The 15,359-nt window shown below is 49.4% G+C and carries 14 protein-coding genes; 3 read left to right on the top strand and 11 right to left on the bottom strand.

What is annotated here, in order from left to right; all coding sequences use genetic code 11:
* Positions 1-12: 12 nt before the first annotated feature.
* Complete coding sequence (gene add / locus D515_RS14845; protein ID WP_002539704.1) at positions 13-1,017, top strand: adenosine deaminase; 1,005 nt, start codon at positions 13-15, stop codon at positions 1,015-1,017.
* 352 nt (positions 1,018-1,369) lie between these two features.
* Here the strand turns inward: add and hemN are convergent, their stop codons facing one another.
* The 5 genes from hemN to D515_RS14820 all read right to left on the bottom strand — a co-directional run bounded on the left by hemN (position 1,370) and on the right by D515_RS14820 (position 5,859).
* A complete protein-coding gene (hemN, locus tag D515_RS14840) occupies positions 1,370-2,743 on the bottom strand; it encodes an oxygen-independent coproporphyrinogen III oxidase (RefSeq protein WP_002539701.1) in 1,374 nt (457 codons plus the stop codon).
* Between the two features lie 135 nt (positions 2,744-2,878).
* Positions 2,879-3,376, bottom strand: a complete 498-nt coding sequence (locus D515_RS14835; protein ID WP_039850154.1) for a DUF2489 domain-containing protein — start codon at positions 3,374-3,376, stop codon at positions 2,879-2,881.
* Entirely contained in the window at positions 3,377-3,922 is a 546-nt protein-coding gene (gene yihI, locus D515_RS14830; protein ID WP_002539698.1) for a Der GTPase-activating protein YihI, read from the bottom strand. It lies immediately after the preceding gene.
* Positions 3,919-4,566, bottom strand: coding sequence for a class I SAM-dependent methyltransferase (locus D515_RS14825; RefSeq protein WP_002539697.1), 648 nt, complete (start codon positions 4,564-4,566; stop codon positions 3,919-3,921). The genes yihI and D515_RS14825 overlap by 4 nt, the downstream gene beginning before the upstream one ends.
* Positions 4,567-5,241: 675 nt before the next feature.
* Positions 5,242-5,859: a c-type cytochrome gene (locus D515_RS14820; protein WP_002539694.1), complete on the bottom strand. Its 618-nt coding sequence runs from the start codon at positions 5,857-5,859 to the stop codon at positions 5,242-5,244.
* 149 nt (positions 5,860-6,008) lie between these two features.
* Between D515_RS14820 and yihA the strand changes: the two genes are divergently transcribed.
* Entirely contained in the window at positions 6,009-6,665 is a 657-nt protein-coding gene (gene yihA / locus D515_RS14815; protein WP_002539693.1) for a ribosome biogenesis GTP-binding protein YihA/YsxC, read from the top strand.
* Positions 6,666-7,276: 611 nt separating this feature from the next.
* On the opposite strand, the gene spfP is transcribed toward yihA, so the two are convergent.
* On the bottom strand, positions 7,277-7,324 hold the full coding sequence (spfP, locus tag D515_RS26485; RefSeq protein ID WP_438356882.1) for a small protein SpfP: 48 nt from the start codon (positions 7,322-7,324) through the stop codon (positions 7,277-7,279).
* 209 nt (positions 7,325-7,533) lie between these two features.
* The gene (polA, locus tag D515_RS14810) at positions 7,534-10,329 is read right to left on the bottom strand and encodes a DNA polymerase I (RefSeq protein WP_002539692.1); all 2,796 of its coding nucleotides are present in this window, start codon (positions 10,327-10,329) and stop codon (positions 7,534-7,536) included.
* Positions 10,330-10,858: 529 nt separating this feature from the next.
* Here polA and elbB point away from each other — a divergent pair.
* On the top strand, positions 10,859-11,509 hold the full coding sequence (gene elbB / locus D515_RS14805) for an isoprenoid biosynthesis glyoxalase ElbB (protein ID WP_002539690.1): 651 nt from the start codon (positions 10,859-10,861) through the stop codon (positions 11,507-11,509).
* Positions 11,510-11,725: 216 nt separating this feature from the next.
* Here elbB and D515_RS14800 read toward each other — a convergent pair whose 3' ends face one another.
* From D515_RS14800 to recQ, 4 genes are all read right to left on the bottom strand, one after another.
* A complete protein-coding gene (locus tag D515_RS14800; RefSeq protein ID WP_002539688.1) occupies positions 11,726-12,166 on the bottom strand; it encodes a GNAT family N-acetyltransferase in 441 nt (146 codons plus the stop codon).
* 129 nt (positions 12,167-12,295) lie between these two features.
* The gene (locus D515_RS14795) at positions 12,296-12,961 is read right to left on the bottom strand and encodes a 7-cyano-7-deazaguanine/7-aminomethyl-7-deazaguanine transporter (protein WP_002539687.1); all 666 of its coding nucleotides are present in this window, start codon (positions 12,959-12,961) and stop codon (positions 12,296-12,298) included.
* A gap of 143 nt (positions 12,962-13,104) precedes the next feature.
* Entirely contained in the window at positions 13,105-13,413 is a 309-nt protein-coding gene (locus D515_RS14790) for a DUF3630 family protein (RefSeq protein WP_002539685.1), read from the bottom strand.
* On the bottom strand, positions 13,406-15,256 hold the full coding sequence (gene recQ / locus D515_RS14785; RefSeq protein WP_039850164.1) for an ATP-dependent DNA helicase RecQ: 1,851 nt from the start codon (positions 15,254-15,256) through the stop codon (positions 13,406-13,408). The genes D515_RS14790 and recQ overlap by 8 nt, the downstream gene beginning before the upstream one ends.
* Between the last annotated feature and the right edge of the window lie 103 nt (positions 15,257-15,359).

Below are 15,359 nucleotides of genomic sequence, written 5' to 3'. Positions count from 1 at the left end.
AAGGATATTCACATGATCGCAACCCACCTTCCTCTGACGGATTTGCACCGTCACCTTGATGGCAATATTCGTATTAACACCATTCTGGAACTGGGTCAGAAGTTCGGCATGACGCTTCCTGCTGACACTATCGACACACTCCGCCCTCACGTTCAGGTTATGTCTAACGAGCCGGATTTGGTTGGTTTCCTGTCCAAGCTGGATTGGGGTGTCGCTGTACTGGGCGATCTGGATGCGGTTCGCCGTGTTGCCTATGAAAATGTCGAAGACGCACTGAATGCACGCATTGACTATGCAGAGCTGCGCTTCTCACCTTACTACATGGCGATGAAGCACCAACTGCCAGTGCAAGGTGTGGTGGAAGCGGTGATTGATGGCGTTCAGGCTGGTAGCCGTGACTTCGGCGTGAAAACCAACCTGATTGGTATCATGAGCCGTACTTTTGGTGTGGAAGCCTGCATGCAGGAGCTGGATGCGCTGTTGGCACTGAAAGAGCACCTGGTTGCTATCGATTTGGCCGGTGACGAGCTGGGTCAGCCGGGTCACCAGTTCAACGACCACTTTGCCAAAGTCCGTAAAGCTAACTTGAATGTGACTGTGCACGCTGGCGAAGCGGCAGGGGCAGAAAGCATGTGGCAGGCAATCAATGAGCTGGGCGCAACCCGTATCGGCCATGGTGTGAAAGCCATCAAAGACCCATCATTAATGGAGTTTCTGGCCAAAAACCGTATCGGCATTGAGTCTTGCCTGACCTCTAACGTGCAAACCAGCACCGTGGCTTCATTGGAAGCACACCCGGTGAAACAGTTCCTGGCACAAGGCATTCTGGCAACGTTGAACACCGATGACCCTGCTGTATCAGGTATCGAGTTGCCTTACGAATACGAAGTAGCCGCACCACAGGCCGGTCTGAGCCAAGCGCAAATCACTCAGCTTCAAGCGAACGGCATGGAAATCGCGTTCCTGTCTGATAGCGAAAAAGCGGAACTGAAAGCCAAAGCAGCATCCCGCGGCTAATCCGTTCACCTGAAAAATATCCTGAAAACACCGGCAAAAGCCGGTGTTTTTTTGTTCAAAACTCAAGTAGAATGCCGCCGAATTTTAAGCAATCAAGGTCAATGCAGAGCCTTTTCTTTGATAAGCCCCTTGGTTGAAAACCCATATTTACGCCGGATGAGAAGTATCATGTTCGACGCACTGTTTACCGCAAATGAAATTGTTGCTGCTGGCCCAGGTCAACTGGCAGCGGCAGCTCTGGCTGTGGTGCTGGCTATTTTCAGCATCGGCAGCGGCGTATAACGCCCCATCAACAGCCAACAAAAAAGCCGCAATCAGCGGCTTTTTTCGTTTCTTGTGGTGTGAGACAGCATTAAATCACGCGGGAAAACTGCTGCTGACGTGCTCTGTCACGCAAGTAAGTGTCAAAGCACATGCAGATGTTGCGAATCAGCAGGCGGCCTTTCAACGTCACTTTAATGGTATCTGCATCAATGCTCACCAGCTCATCATCGACAAAGCACTGCAGTAAATCCAAATCTTCCGCAAAGTAGGTATCGAAGGAAACATCAAACTCGCGTTCAATCGCACGCTTGTCCAGTGTGAAGTTGCAGATCAGCGATTTGATGACTTCGCGGCGAAGCAAATCATCGCCATCCAGCATTACGCCTTTCCACAGCGCATGGCGTTGCTCGTCGACCTGACCGTAGTATTTCTTCAGCTCTTTCTGGTTCTGTGCATAGCAATCACCAATCATGGAAATCGCTGACACCCCCAACCCCAGCAGATCGCAATCGCCTTGGGTGGTGTAACCCTGGAAGTTTCTGTGGAGGATGCCTTCACGCTGCGCTACCGCCAGTTCATCATCCGGCAAGGCAAAGTGGTCCATACCGATAAACTGGTAGCCTGCGCCAGTCAGGGTGTTAATGGTTTGCTCCAACATCGCCAGTTTTTCCTGTGGCGATGGCAAATCGTCTTCTTTGATTTTTCGCTGCGCCGCGAACAGTTGTGGCAGGTGCGCATAGTTGAAAACAGACAAACGGCCCGGCTGCATGGTCAGCACCTGCTCTAATGTCTTAGCAAAGGTTGCACTATCTTGGTGCGGAAGGCCATAAATCAGATCCAGGTTGGTCGAGCGAAAACCCAATTCTTTGGCACGCACCACCATGGCTTTGATGAAGTCTTCATCCTGCTCACGGTTCACCGCTTTCTGAACTGTCTTATCGAAATCCTGCACGCCGATACTTAGACGGTTGAAGCCTTCACTACGCAGGTGATCCAACATGTCGAGTTCAATTTCACGCGGATCCACTTCGATACTGATTTCCGCATCGGCATTGAGACGGAATTCTTCACGCAGCAGGGACATCAGGCGGGAAATCTGCTCTTTGGTCAGGAAGGTTGGCGTACCGCCGCCCCAGTGCAGTTGAGTCACGTTGCGGTCGCGAAGCAGGTATGCACGTTGACGGATTTCCAGTTCCAGCGCATCAAGATACTGATCCGCTTTGTGTGCATGACGGGTGATCACCTTGTTACAGCCACAGTAGTAGCAAAGGGTGTGGCAAAACGGGATGTGCACATACAGAGACAGATTACGATCTGGGTATTGGGTGCATGCCATATCAAACTCAGCCGCCGTGAAAACCTCATGGAATTCCAGTGCGGTTGGGTAAGAGGTGTAACGCGGCCCTGAGTAGTTATACTTCTCGATCAGTGCCTGATCCCAGATAATTTGCTGCTTAGACATGTATGTTCCCGCCAAAATGAACAACCGGAAAGTGTAAGTTGGCTAATTCTGCCACACTCTCCGGCTGCTAAGAATTGTTCCCGCACAAGGAACGGGAAAATTGTTGGTCAGATCGTACCTTTTATGGCTGAGTTGTTAACTCGCTAAGGTACGCACCGGCGTCATTTTTGCGCCAGTAAATGCGAGGATTTCCTCAAGCTCTGTATGAATGGCCTGCTGAAGACGGGCTTCCGCCTTCATACGCTCCATGTCGTGGCGCATGCGTTCACGCTTTTCGATCTTCTTACGCGCATCGCCGCGTGGCATGTCTTTCACCACATCATACAATTCGTAAAGTGCGGGGAAGCGCTCAGGGAATTCTACGCGCTTCTCTCCCTGCAGGTGGTCCATGATCATGTAAAGACGGATAGCCGCTTCTGACAGGTCGCACTGCTCTTGCAGTGTCGCCATGGCAATCACATCTACACTCTCAATGATTTTCTCGTTACGTTGCTTGATAGCGGCGTTCATCGCCTTTTCCTGCATTTTGGTTTGATGGCGAAGTTTCGACAGCAACCAGCCTGCATACATAGCCAAACCGAGAATGATGGCACCACCGAGTACCACAACACCTATAGGAAGAGTTTCCAACACTTACTCCTGGTCAAATTTGAAGTTTTCAAACTCCGCCAGCAAATCGTCGTCATCGCGGCGTTTGTTTTTCTTCGGTGCTTCTTCCACTTCAGGCTCGTCCTCTTCGAACAGACCCAATTGCTTCATTAGCACCTCAATGCGATCCAGCTTCTCATCAACGTATTGCTGAAGGCCTGCGCCCAAACTGTCACCTTTTTCAATACGGTCGAGAAGCACATTTAGTTGCGCATCATTTTCCAACATTTCCAATTCCTGCTCAGCGCTCAGGCGACGGGCCTTCTTCGCTTCTGCAGATTTTGGATGTGGTTTGGCTTCTACCACCAACTGGATAGGCTTTTTGCTGCCCAGACGCGGGTCGCGTTGTGCCTGCGCCTGACGCTGTTGCGCGGTTTTACCTTCCGAGTGGCGTGAGCCAGACTTCAGACCTTTGCGCTTGCTCTTACGCTTGCGTGCCAGCGCAGCAATGTCTTCTTTGGTCAGCGACTTCTCGCTGTATTGCGCAGGACCTTCAGAGCCAACTTTGCGGGCTTTTTTCTTGCGGGTCATTCGTTTTTCTTCCTCAGTAAAATTACGTCGTTACCAACAAAGTCCACGTCAAGACCATCACGCTCGGCCAAAAAGCGGAACGTTTCGCGACTGAAAAAACTCACGTGGGTTGGGTCATTTTTGTAATGCCAGCTTTTGAAAGCTGGAGCATCAATAACGAGCTTGGTCATAATGGCTAACCAGCCTCCCGGCTTGACCAAGTTCAGCAATTGTCTCCATTCCCTGTGAGGCATATAAAAGTGTTCAATGGCTTCTGTACAGGTCACGAAATCATACGTAGCGTCCAACGCACTGAGGTTGGGCGCAAAATACGGATCGTACACGGCCATTTGGTGTCCGGCTTCTTCAAGCATGGCGGCTAAAGCCGGACCGGGACCACATCCAAAGTCTAAGCCTTGCTTGGCGCCCTCACCCATTTTTTCCATAAGCGGTGTCGCGAGACGGCTTAGGAAACGTCGATAGCCTTCATCTTCCACGACATTTTCATGTTTGTCGTAGACGGCTTTTTCTTCCTCCGGTGATAACAGGCACTCAGGGTCTGCAAAGACCAGATAGCATTCCTGACAACGGAAGTAACGGCGACGTCTATCCTGCTCGAAATCGGCTATATCAGCAGATCTACATAGAGGGCATTCAAGGGACATGGGGATTTCTACACCAAATTGAATGGCGGGAAATGTAGCAGAAAGTTGAATAAGAAAAAAGCGACAGGCAAAGCCTGTCGCTCTATAGCGTTCTAATGAACGGATTTACCGTTTTCATCCCTAACAGTAACACCACATCCCGGTGAATAAGGGTCCTTCTAAGCGCGGGCGTCCTGCCATTTTTATTTGAGTTATTACTCGCAACGTCCTGTCGTCATCACCATCCTGGTGTGTGTCCTAACCTTTCGTCCTGAAGGTGGTCCATGCTGAGTGTGAATCCTTCACACTTTTGAATGCCGTCCTGACAACATAACGTCCTGGTTTCTGAGGCTTTCCTAAGCCAAAGTCCGTTTGAATCCTTGCGCAGCCCTGCGAAATCGTCCTGATTGTCCTTTCCGTGTCGTGCTCCTGTCGACATGAATAAGTTTACGCTTTCGCACTTTTCAAAACAGGCGGTAACTCACAATTCAAACCATTACCAAATGCACTTAAAAAGTATCTTTCTGAAATATAGAAGAAAAAAATAAAAACCAGCAAATATTTAAGCACCTTTCTCTATAAAGAATGGTCAATCGCTTACAAGATCATGGGAAATAATAGAAACCCAAACGAAAAAAGGCAGCGAACGCTGCCTTTTTGACGTCTTTTTGCGCAATCTGACTATTGCACAGTCTGTTAGTGCAGACCGCCTACATAGTTCGAGATAGCTTCGATTTCTTTATCTGACAGCTTCTGCGCCACAATGCGCATCATGCCGTTAAGGTCGTTGTTGCGCTGACCGTCACGGAATGCCATCAGCTGGGCTTTCATGTAATCGGCGTTTTGACCGGAAATTTTCGGGAAGCCTGACAGTGCGGTGCCGTTACCTCGAGGGCCGTGACACGCAATACAAGCTGCAATACCACGCTCTTGGTCACCAGCCATGTACAGCTCTCTACCAATTTCGATAGAAGATTCCGGAGTCGTACCCGGTTTCGCTGTTTGTGATGCGTAGTATGCCGCCAAATCTGCCATGTCTTGCTCAGACAGTGCAGCCACCATGCCGGCCATCACGGCATTGTTACGACCTTGCTCTCCGCCAGTCGTCATACCCAGCTTGAACTCTTTGAGCTGCTTAAGAAGGTATTTTTCGTGCTGACCTGCAAGGCTAGGGTTGGCGGGAATGACGCTGTTACCGTCTGCACCGTGACAAGCGGCACAAGTGGCTGATTTTGCTTTACCTGCTTCTGCATCGCCTTGTGCAAAGGCAGTAAAGCTCGCGAATAAAGTGAGTAGTAGCGCTAATCTCTTCATGACATTCCATTTATAATTATCAAGCTTCCAATACCACGATGCCCACGCCATCATGATACAATCATCGAGCAAAAACCGAGCACGGTCATTTTACACAATTTCACATAAAAGTAATCAGTCGACTACATAAAGTCGAGACGGAGTTAACAGTGAATCCTTCACTCAACTATCGAAACACCCACTTTATTACCAGTGCACCAGATATCAGGGCTTTACCTCATGATACTGGCATCGAGATCGCATTCGCAGGTCGTTCCAATGCTGGTAAATCTAGCTCAATAAACAGGCTTTGTGATCAAAAAAGCTTGGTGAAAACCAGTAAAACGCCGGGTCGCACACAATTAATCAACCTGTTTAAAGTGGATGAGGGATGCCACATTGTTGACTTGCCGGGTTACGGCTACGCGCAAGTGCCGCTGGAAATGAAGCTAAAATGGCAGAAATCTCTGGGCGAATACCTGCAAAAGCGTAACCAGCTTAAAGGCCTCGTCGTGCTGATGGATATCCGCCACCCACTGAAAGAGCTGGATCAGGATTTGATTTTCTGGGCGGTAGACAGCAACTTGCCGGTGCTGGCACTGCTAACCAAGTGTGACAAGCTGAAAAGCGGTGCGCGCAAAGCAGAGCTTTTAAAAGTGCGTGAAGCAGCCAAAGATTTTGGCGGTGATGTAGAAGTCGAGCTTTACTCATCATTAAAGGGTATTGGTGTCGATAAACTGCGTAAAAAGCTGGATGGTTGGTACGCACCGGCACTCGAAATCCCACAAGAATCTGATCAGCAAGATACTGAAAACGACGAGGCTTAATCTGTCAGGACGCTGAAAATAAAGACCCCACCATATAGGTGGGGTAACGGGAGAGAAATAGGAGGTTTTTTTTAGTCGTTATAAAGCTAGTGTCAGTGATTTTCCCCAACCCCGCAAGTTACACCCGCCTAAACACCTGTCATATTTGCCTCAAAGATCAGGCACCTGTTCTGTTAAAAATTCCAACACATTGATTGTTAATCGCTTTATTTTTATTTCTCAAACTTATTTTTTGATATGAAATATCATAAAAATCGTATAAGTAACGATCTCTTTCATTCTGGAAGTGAGTTACAGATTTGATTGAATAAAAAAAGACCGAATCGATCACTCAATTCGGTCAGAAATAACGTGTGAGTTGCCTGTCGTAAGTTGGATTGCAGACAACCCTGACACATCAAGAACAAGAAGCAGTGGTCATTATAACGCCAACGCCCTCAAATTAAAGTATTTACTCTAATAAACGGTAACAAAATACAAATACATCAATAATAATACAGATAAGACAATGTATTTAAAGGAATTAATGAGAGGCATCTAGAAGAAGTATTGGATAGGAAAAGCACAATAAAAAATGCCCCGGCTGACATTTGTCAACCGGGGCTGCTGAATCAGCTAAATCCAATAACGTGAAACAAAAGGTCTGAAAGATAGAACATCTTACCTCTGTACCCTACGCCTCTTACTGTATATCAAATGGCCGATTAAGAAAACCCTTTACGTAGTTTTTTTTCATCAAATTATAAAAATGAACACCTGATGTATTCATATTGTTTCATTTCAGAAATAAAAAAGCCCACAGCAGCGGGCTTTTTTCGCGTTAAGTTTTAAGTGTTTATGCGAGTCAGGTCGGAATCAACCGCCTGATTTAATGCGCCTGATCCCAGTTTTCGCCGCTACCAGATTCGGCGACCAGCGGAACTTCCAGCAACGCAGCCGATTCCATTAACTTACAAACCTGTTGCTCAATGTCAGAAAGGTGTTCGGTATCTACTTCCAACACCAATTCATCGTGTACTTGCATGATGAGTGCCACACGACCCTCAGGCTGGGTTTGAATCCAGGCATCCACCAAAATCATCGCGCGTTTGATGATATCTGCTGCCGTTCCCTGCATAGGAGCATTGATTGCAGCGCGCTCTGCCCCTTTGCGACGCATGGCATTACTGGATTTGATTTCCGGCAGGTGAAGACGGCGGCCAAAGATAGTTTCTACATAGCCCTGCTCCGCAGCCTGCAGTCGGGTGGTTTCCATGTACTGGCGCACACCTGGGTAGCGCTCGAAGTAGCGTTCCATGTATTGCTGCGCTTCACCACGTGGAATGCCGAGCTGTTTCGCCAGACCAAACGCACTCATGCCATAGATAAGGCCGAAGTTAATGGCTTTCGCACGGCGACGCATTTCAGAGGTCACATCACTGATATCAATCCCCATCACTTCCGCAGCCGTTGCCGCATGGATGTCTTTGCCGTGTCGGAAAGCATCAATCAGGGCTTCATCACCAGACAAGTGCGCCATGATACGTAGTTCAATTTGCGAGTAGTCGACTGCCAGAATGGTCTTACCTGCCGGTGCGATAAACGCCTGACGGATACGACGGCCTTCTTCATTGCGGATAGGAATGTTCTGAAGGTTCGGATCGGTTGATGACAAACGACCCGTTGCCGTGACTGCCTGATGATAAGAAGTGTGCACACGGCCAGTAGCTGGTTTCACCATCTTCGGCAGTTTATCGGTATAGGTGGATTTCAGCTTCGCCAGTCCACGGTATTCCAGAATGCGTTTTGGCAGCGGGTAATCCAGTGCCAGCTCCTGAAGCACTTCTTCGTTAGTAGAAGGGGTGCCTGATGGTGTCTTCTTCAACACAGGAAGACCCATTTTCTCGAACAGGATGGCCTGAAGCTGCTTGGGTGAACTCAGGTTAAATTCTTCACCGGCAATCTCATAAGTTTCCTTTTCGAGCTCATCCAAGCGAATCGCAATTTCCTGAGATTGCTTCGCCAGCATTTCCGCACTGATCAACACACCATGGCGCTCAATACGCGACAGTACTGGCACCAACGGCATTTCATACTGTTCGAAAATAACTTTCAGTTTCTCGTCATTGTTGAGCTGTGCCATCAGGGCATTGTGCAAACGCAGGGTGACGTCAGCGTCTTCTGCCGCGTAAGGGGACGCCTGATCCATTTCAATCTGGTTGAAGGTCAGTTGCTTCTTGCCCTTACCGGCAATCTTTTCAAAGCTGATGCACTTATGCTGCAGGTAGCGAAGTGCCAGACTGTCCATGTCATGCTTACCTGCCACGCTGTTGAACACGTAAGATTCCAGCATGGTGTCGTAAGCAATGCCGCGCATCGCGATATCGTAACGTGCCAGCACGCTCGCATCGTATTTCAGGTTCTGGCCAACTTTCAGCGCACCGGCATCTTCGAGCCAGGCTTTCATTTCTGCCAGCACCCAGTCTCTGTCCAGCTGCTTCGGCGCATCCAGATAGTCATGAGTCAGCGGCAGGTAAGCAGCTTCACCTTCAGCAACGGCGAAGGAAATACCTACCAGGTTGGCTTCCATGTAGTCCAGGCTGTCGGTTTCGGTATCGAAAGCCACGACATTGGTTTTCTTCAGCTTCTCCATCCAGCGCTGGAAGTCTTCTTCTGTCAGGATGGTTTCGTATTGGCTTCGATCAATCGCGGCGGCTTCGAATGTCGCTTCTGCTTTGGCAGACGATTTCGCTGCTGAAGCGCCAGAAGCTGCGCGCTCTGCGACGGCATCAACACCTGCACTGCCACTTTGGGCTTCTGCCAGCCAGCGCTTGAAGTTCAGTTCAGTGAAAAGCTCAACCAGCTTGTCGTTATCTGCCGAACGGTTGATTAGCTCTTCCGGCTTAAACGGCAGCTCACAATCAAGCTTGATAGTGGCAAGCTGATAAGAGAGGTAAGCGTTCTCTTTATTGTCCTCAAGCTTTTTCGCCATGGTTTTTGAGCCACGGAAGCTAAGGTCTGCAATCTTATCAAGGTTGTCATACAGCGCATCCAGACCACCGATACCGGCGATCAACGCAGTGGCGGTTTTCTCACCCACTCCCGGTACGCCCGGGATGTTGTCGACTTTATCGCCCATCAACGCGAGGTAATCGATGATGTGCTCTGGGCCAAAGCCGTATTTGTCATGCACGCCTTGTGGCGTCATGATCACGTTGGTCATGGTGTTAATCAGGGTGACGTTTTCATCCACCAACTGCGCCATGTCTTTATCACCGGTGCTGATAAGGATTGGCATGCCTGCCTTAGAACCTTGCACCGCCAGTGTGCCGATAACGTCATCCGCTTCAACGCCTTCAATCACCAGCATCGGGAAGCCCATGGCCTCGATGATTTGATGCAGCGGAGCAATTTGGCTTCGCAGATCATCCGGCATTGGCGGACGGTGCGCTTTGTATTCCGCATACATGTCATCACGGAAGGTCTTGCCTTTGGCGTCGAAAATCACCGCCACATGAGATTGCGGATACTGTTTCACCAAGCTGCGCAGCATGTTCACGACGCCATAAACGGCACCTGTTGGCTCGCCATTGGCATTGGTCAGGTTGGGAGAAGCGTGGTACGCGCGGTAGAGATAAGAAGAGCCGTCGACCAGGATCAACGGGTTATCAGAAGTCGTCGCCATAACGTTATAAGCTAACCGGAAAATGATTGATGGGTAAGGATGCCACGAGTTCCGGAGTCTGTTAACCCGAGATTTCGCTCTTCGGCTCAGGAATGCCAAGGTGATCGCTTTGGATTTACAACATTATTCTTCTCTGCTTAGCCGACCTTCCCCACCCTGTGCATAAGCCTTATACACAGCTCATTCACTAAAAATCACTGTGGATAAGTTTGTTGGTATTTATTTTCAGGTCTGTAGATCAAATTCGGAATGCCATAAGGGAAAGAAATTTACCTTATAATTTTTAGACACTTAACCTTAAGTCATTGATCGTGATCAGGATCGATCGCCGATCATCGACTGTGGAAAAAGAAATTAATGGCATGATCGAGTTATCCAGAAAAATTTTCTTTTATCGATCTGTAAGGATGTGATCCGGTTAGATTCAAATCCCTACCAGTTTGCTCATAAACTAGCCTAGCATTGATGATCTGACAGGCTAGGAATGAGCGTTGATTGCCTGTCCCGAATTTAAAATGAGGACACATTTATGAAGAAAGTGGCAGTCATTCTGGCTGGGTGTGGTGTCTACGACGGCGCAGAGATCCATGAATCCGTTTTATCCCTGTTGGCCATTGAGCAGGCGGGTGCTTCCTGGCATTGCTTCGCGCCGGATGTTGATCAACACCATGTGATTAATCATGCCGCGGGTGAAGAATCCGGTGAAACACGTAATGTTCTGGTAGAGGCGGCGCGCATTGCCCGCGGTGATGTAAAGCCACTCAGTGAACTCAACGTGAATGAGTTTGATGCCCTGCTGCTACCCGGCGGATTTGGTGTCGCTAAAAACCTAAGCACCTTTGCCACCAGCGACGAAGAAATGGAGATCGAAAAAGAAGTGCTGCGCGTGTGTAAGGCATTCGCCATCGCAGAAAAACCGGCTGGTTATGTCTGTATTTCTCCCGTCTTGATCCCGAAAGTGTATGGCCCCGGTGCGAAAGGGACTATCGGTAACGATCCGCAGACTGCAGCGGCATTCAACGCCATGGGCGGTGAACACATTGATTGCCCAGTGGATGACTTCGTGCTGGATCAAAGCCGTCGCCTACTCTCAACACCGGCATACATGCTGGCAACCTCTGTCAGTCAGGCAAATGCGGGGATCTCTAAGCTGGTCAGTAAGCTGGTTGAACTGGCGTAGGATAAAAAAGAAAAAAGCGACGCTTTTGAGCAAAAGCGTCGCCTGCATCAGGGTCAACTGCACAACGTAAGCAGTTTCATGCAAAAAACATATACTGGAAGCAATGTGAGCAATGTCGTGTGTCCGAAAGTAAGTTTCCCACTTGCCTTCGAACAAGACAAATAATAATCATTCTCATTACTATTTGGCAAGCAGTATTTTGCTTGTTTTTTACCTTCATGCCACAGGTGTGATTTTCTTCACAAAATGAAGGCGATATTGCTCCAATGCCTCTTTCTTCTCCAGATGTTCAATCTGGTAGTGATTGTTCAACAGTAAACACAGCATGCCTGCAAAGCAGTTACGGGATTTCACCCTGAGACTGGTATAGCCATGTTTTGCCACCCAACGTTCCTGCGCATGTAACAGCGCCTGTGCAATACCGCGGCGGCGACCAGTTTTGGTCACGCCACCCAGCCAACTGTAAAAACACTCATCATCTAACTGATAGCCAATTTTGACACCACAAAGTTCGCCGTCGATATCAGCAACCAATACCAATGAAGACTTGTCACCAATGCGTTTTTTTAGCGACTCGAGGGATTCCTGATGGGCAAATTCATCAATCTGGCTGAGCACGTTCACGGCTTCCGCCAGCGTGCCTTCTCGAATGATCATGGGATAGTCCTTGAAATGATTAGCGCCAAGACGCTCGTGTTTCGATTATAGCGCTTGAAGTTAAGACATAAAAAAAGCCGGTCTTTCGACCGGCTCTCTTTCCCTCAATATTCTGCGTTGATTTCGCTGTTAAACCAGCTTGGTTTCAACGGCTTCGTTCACCCGGGTAATGCGGCTGACAATATAGTTCAGCAGCACACCGTACATAGGAACGAACAAGCCGAGGCTGATCACCAGTTTAAATGCGTAGTCGACCAGCGCGATTTCTACCCAGTTCTCCGCCATAAAGGCATCCGGACTGTTGTAGAAAGCAATCGCAAAGAACGCCAGAGTATCAATCGCATTACCAAACAGCGTTGAACAGCTTGGCGCCACCCACCATTGCTTGGTTTGGCGCAAGCGGTTGAACACGTGGATATCGAGGATTTGTCCCAGCAGGTAAGCCATAAAGCTTGCGGCGGCGATACGCGCGACGAACAAATTAAACTCAGTCAGATGACCCAGTCCCTGATATTCGCCTTGGTAAAAAAGGACCGACAGCACATAGGAGATCAGCAACGACGGTACCATGACCGCGAAAATGATCCGGCGCGCAAGGCCCGCACCAAAGATGCGAACGGTTAGATCGGTTGCCAGAAAAATGAACGGGAAAGTAAACGCACCCCAAGTGGTGTGAAACCCGAAAACGGTAAATGGCAGCTGAACCAGGTAGTTACTGGATGCAATGATAACCAGGTGGAAAACCACCAGGAAAGAGAGGGCTTTGCGCTGTTGCGCGGGCGTAAAAGTGCTCATTGTGAACCTTTTTGTCATTGGGGGTGAGGGAACCCAAATTACCAACTCACCAGATTCTGTGATCTGGCTCCTAAGAAGGTGGCGAATTATACATCAATTCCGGCGAATGCCAACTGCTGCAAATTAGTCGGTTTCTAATGCGCTTAGCCAAGCTGTTTCGACAGCCAGGTATTCAGAAAGGCAAGCTCTTCATCACCCTCTGCGCCCAGCCTTTCCAGCCAAACACTGGCGCTGTAATGCTCGGCACGCAGCATAAATGGCACACCTTCAAAGTCGATAAGCCAGCTTAATAAATCCGCATCAGTTTGTTTTTCCGTGACCTTAGCGTCAATCAGTTGGCAAAACGCCATCAAATGTTGCTCGGCGTTATCAAAATCCAGCGCATCTGCAGCCAGCACCAACCGACCTGCTTCGCTGTCATGGTGGGAAAGACGGAAAGTAGGGTTATCCATAACTCGGCTCATCGTCATTAAGGGTGATATGGTCTTCAATCACATCGAGGAATACGTTGCCATATTTTTCAAGCTTGCGCTGACCGACACCGTTCACCGCCAGCAGCTCACCTTGAGAGGTTGGGATCATCTCTGCCATCTCAATCAAGGTGGCATCGTTGAAGACCACGTATGGTGGAATGTCTTCTTCATCCGCAATCGCTTTACGGAGCTTACGAAGTTTGGCAAACAGCTTCTTGTCGTAATTACGCTTACCAAGCTTGTCAGCTTTGCTACGTGGCGACAGACCTAATCTCGGCACTGCAAGTTCTAGCGCAATTTCCCCGCGAAGCACCGGACGCGCCTCTTCGGTCAATTGCAAAACGGAGCTTCGAGCGATGTTCTGCACCAAATAACCACGGTGGATAAGCTGACGGAAAATGCTGACCCAGTATTCATGGCTGAACGCTTTCCCCAGACCATAGGTGCTGAGCTTCTCGTGTCCGTGCTCCTTAATACGCTGGTTCTGCATCCCGCGCAGCACTTCGACCGTGTAGCCCACACCGAAATTCTGGTTCACGCGGTACACGCAGGACAAGGCTTTTTGCGCTTGCTCAGTACCATCAAACAGCGTTGGTGGGTCAAGGCAGATATCGCAGTTGCCGCAAGGCTTCTCGCGGTATTCACCAAAGTAATTCAACAAAACGAGACGGCGACAAGTCAGCGCTTCGGCAAACGCGCCCATGGCATTGAGCTTGTGGCTTTCCACCAGCTTTTGCGGACCATCCGGTTTTTCTTTCAAGCAGCGGTGCAGCCAGCCAATGTCTGACGGGTCATAGAGCATCACCGCTTCTGCTGGCAGGCCATCGCGTCCGGCACGGCCAGTTTCCTGATAATAAGATTCGATATTACGCGGGATGTCGTAGTGCACCACAAAACGTACATTGGGTTTGTTGATGCCCATGCCGAAAGCGACGGTGGCGACGACTATCTGCACGTCATCACGCTGGAACGCTTCCTGCACCCAGGCGCGCTGCTCGTTCGTCATGCCTGCATGATAAGCTGCGGCGCGGATATTACTGCCAATCAGCTTTTCTGCCACCTGCTCGACACGCTTACGGCTATTACAGTAAACAATGCCGCTCTGACCGGACTGGGTTGCCAGAAACTGGGTCAATTGCGCCAGAGGCTTGTGCTTTTCCACCAAGGTGTAGCGGATATTTGGACGGTCAAAACTGCCAAGATAAATGTGCGGGTCATCGAGGGCCAGACGCTGGCAGATATCCTGACGCGTGGTGTCGTCTGCCGTTGCGGTCAACGCCATCACAGGCACATCAAGGAAATGCTGCTTCAGGCTGCCAAGTTGCGCGTACTCAGGACGAAAGTCGTGTCCCCACTGACTAATACAATGCGCTTCATCGACCGCAATCAGGCCAAGGTTTACCGACTGTAGGCGCTCGATGAAATCACGCATCAGAATACGCTCTGGCGATACATACAACAGCTTGAGCGAGCCATTGCGCAGCGATTGCCACGTGGCCGATTGCTCATCTGGATTCATCGAAGAGTTAAGACATGCTGCCTGCACGCCGTTCGCCAGCAATTGGTCGACCTGATCTTTCATCAAGGAGATCAGCGGCGAGATCACTATGGTGAGGCCATCGCGCACCAAGGCAGGAATTTGATAACAGAGGCTCTTGCCGCCGCCTGTTGGCATGATCACCAATGAATCACGCCCGCCAACTGCGGAATCGATGATTTCTTTCTGACCGTCGCGGTAACTGTGATAGCCGAACACTTCCTGCAGAACAGTTTCGTCGTGCGCCAGTGGTGGTGTCATTTCGGCCGAATCGGTAACGGTCATAGAGCCTCTCATCATTTAATAGCCGCTCATTCTAAACGCAGCGGAGCATGGATAAAAGGTCAACGACGACGAACTGTCAGTTCAATTTTTCTCAACAGAAAAG

Source organism: Grimontia indica (assembly GCF_000333895.2).
Lineage (GTDB): Bacteria > Pseudomonadota > Gammaproteobacteria > Enterobacterales > Vibrionaceae > Enterovibrio > Enterovibrio indicus.
This window is presented reverse-complemented; position numbering and strand designations above follow the sequence as displayed.

What these genes read in the sequence shown, in the direction of transcription:
- add (WP_002539704.1), top strand. Translation starts at nt 13, where the DNA reads ATGATCGCAACCCACCTTCCTCTGACGGATTTGCACCGTCACCTTGAT.
- hemN (WP_002539701.1), bottom strand. Translation starts at nt 2,743, where the DNA reads ATGTCTAAGCAGCAAATTATCTGGGATCAGGCACTGATCGAGAAGTAT.
- yihI (WP_002539698.1), bottom strand. Translation starts at nt 3,922, where the DNA reads ATGACCCGCAAGAAAAAAGCCCGCAAAGTTGGCTCTGAAGGTCCTGCG.
- D515_RS14825 (WP_002539697.1), bottom strand. Translation starts at nt 4,566, where the DNA reads ATGTCCCTTGAATGCCCTCTATGTAGATCTGCTGATATAGCCGATTTC.
- D515_RS14820 (WP_002539694.1), bottom strand. Translation starts at nt 5,859, where the DNA reads ATGAAGAGATTAGCGCTACTACTCACTTTATTCGCGAGCTTTACTGCC.
- polA (WP_002539692.1), bottom strand. Translation starts at nt 10,329, where the DNA reads ATGGCGACGACTTCTGATAACCCGTTGATCCTGGTCGACGGCTCTTCT.
- elbB (WP_002539690.1), top strand. Translation starts at nt 10,859, where the DNA reads ATGAAGAAAGTGGCAGTCATTCTGGCTGGGTGTGGTGTCTACGACGGC.
- D515_RS14800 (WP_002539688.1), bottom strand. Translation starts at nt 12,166, where the DNA reads ATGATCATTCGAGAAGGCACGCTGGCGGAAGCCGTGAACGTGCTCAGC.
- D515_RS14795 (WP_002539687.1), bottom strand. Translation starts at nt 12,961, where the DNA reads ATGAGCACTTTTACGCCCGCGCAACAGCGCAAAGCCCTCTCTTTCCTG.
- D515_RS14790 (WP_002539685.1), bottom strand. Translation starts at nt 13,413, where the DNA reads ATGGATAACCCTACTTTCCGTCTTTCCCACCATGACAGCGAAGCAGGT.
- recQ (WP_039850164.1), bottom strand. Translation starts at nt 15,256, where the DNA reads ATGACCGTTACCGATTCGGCCGAAATGACACCACCACTGGCGCACGAC.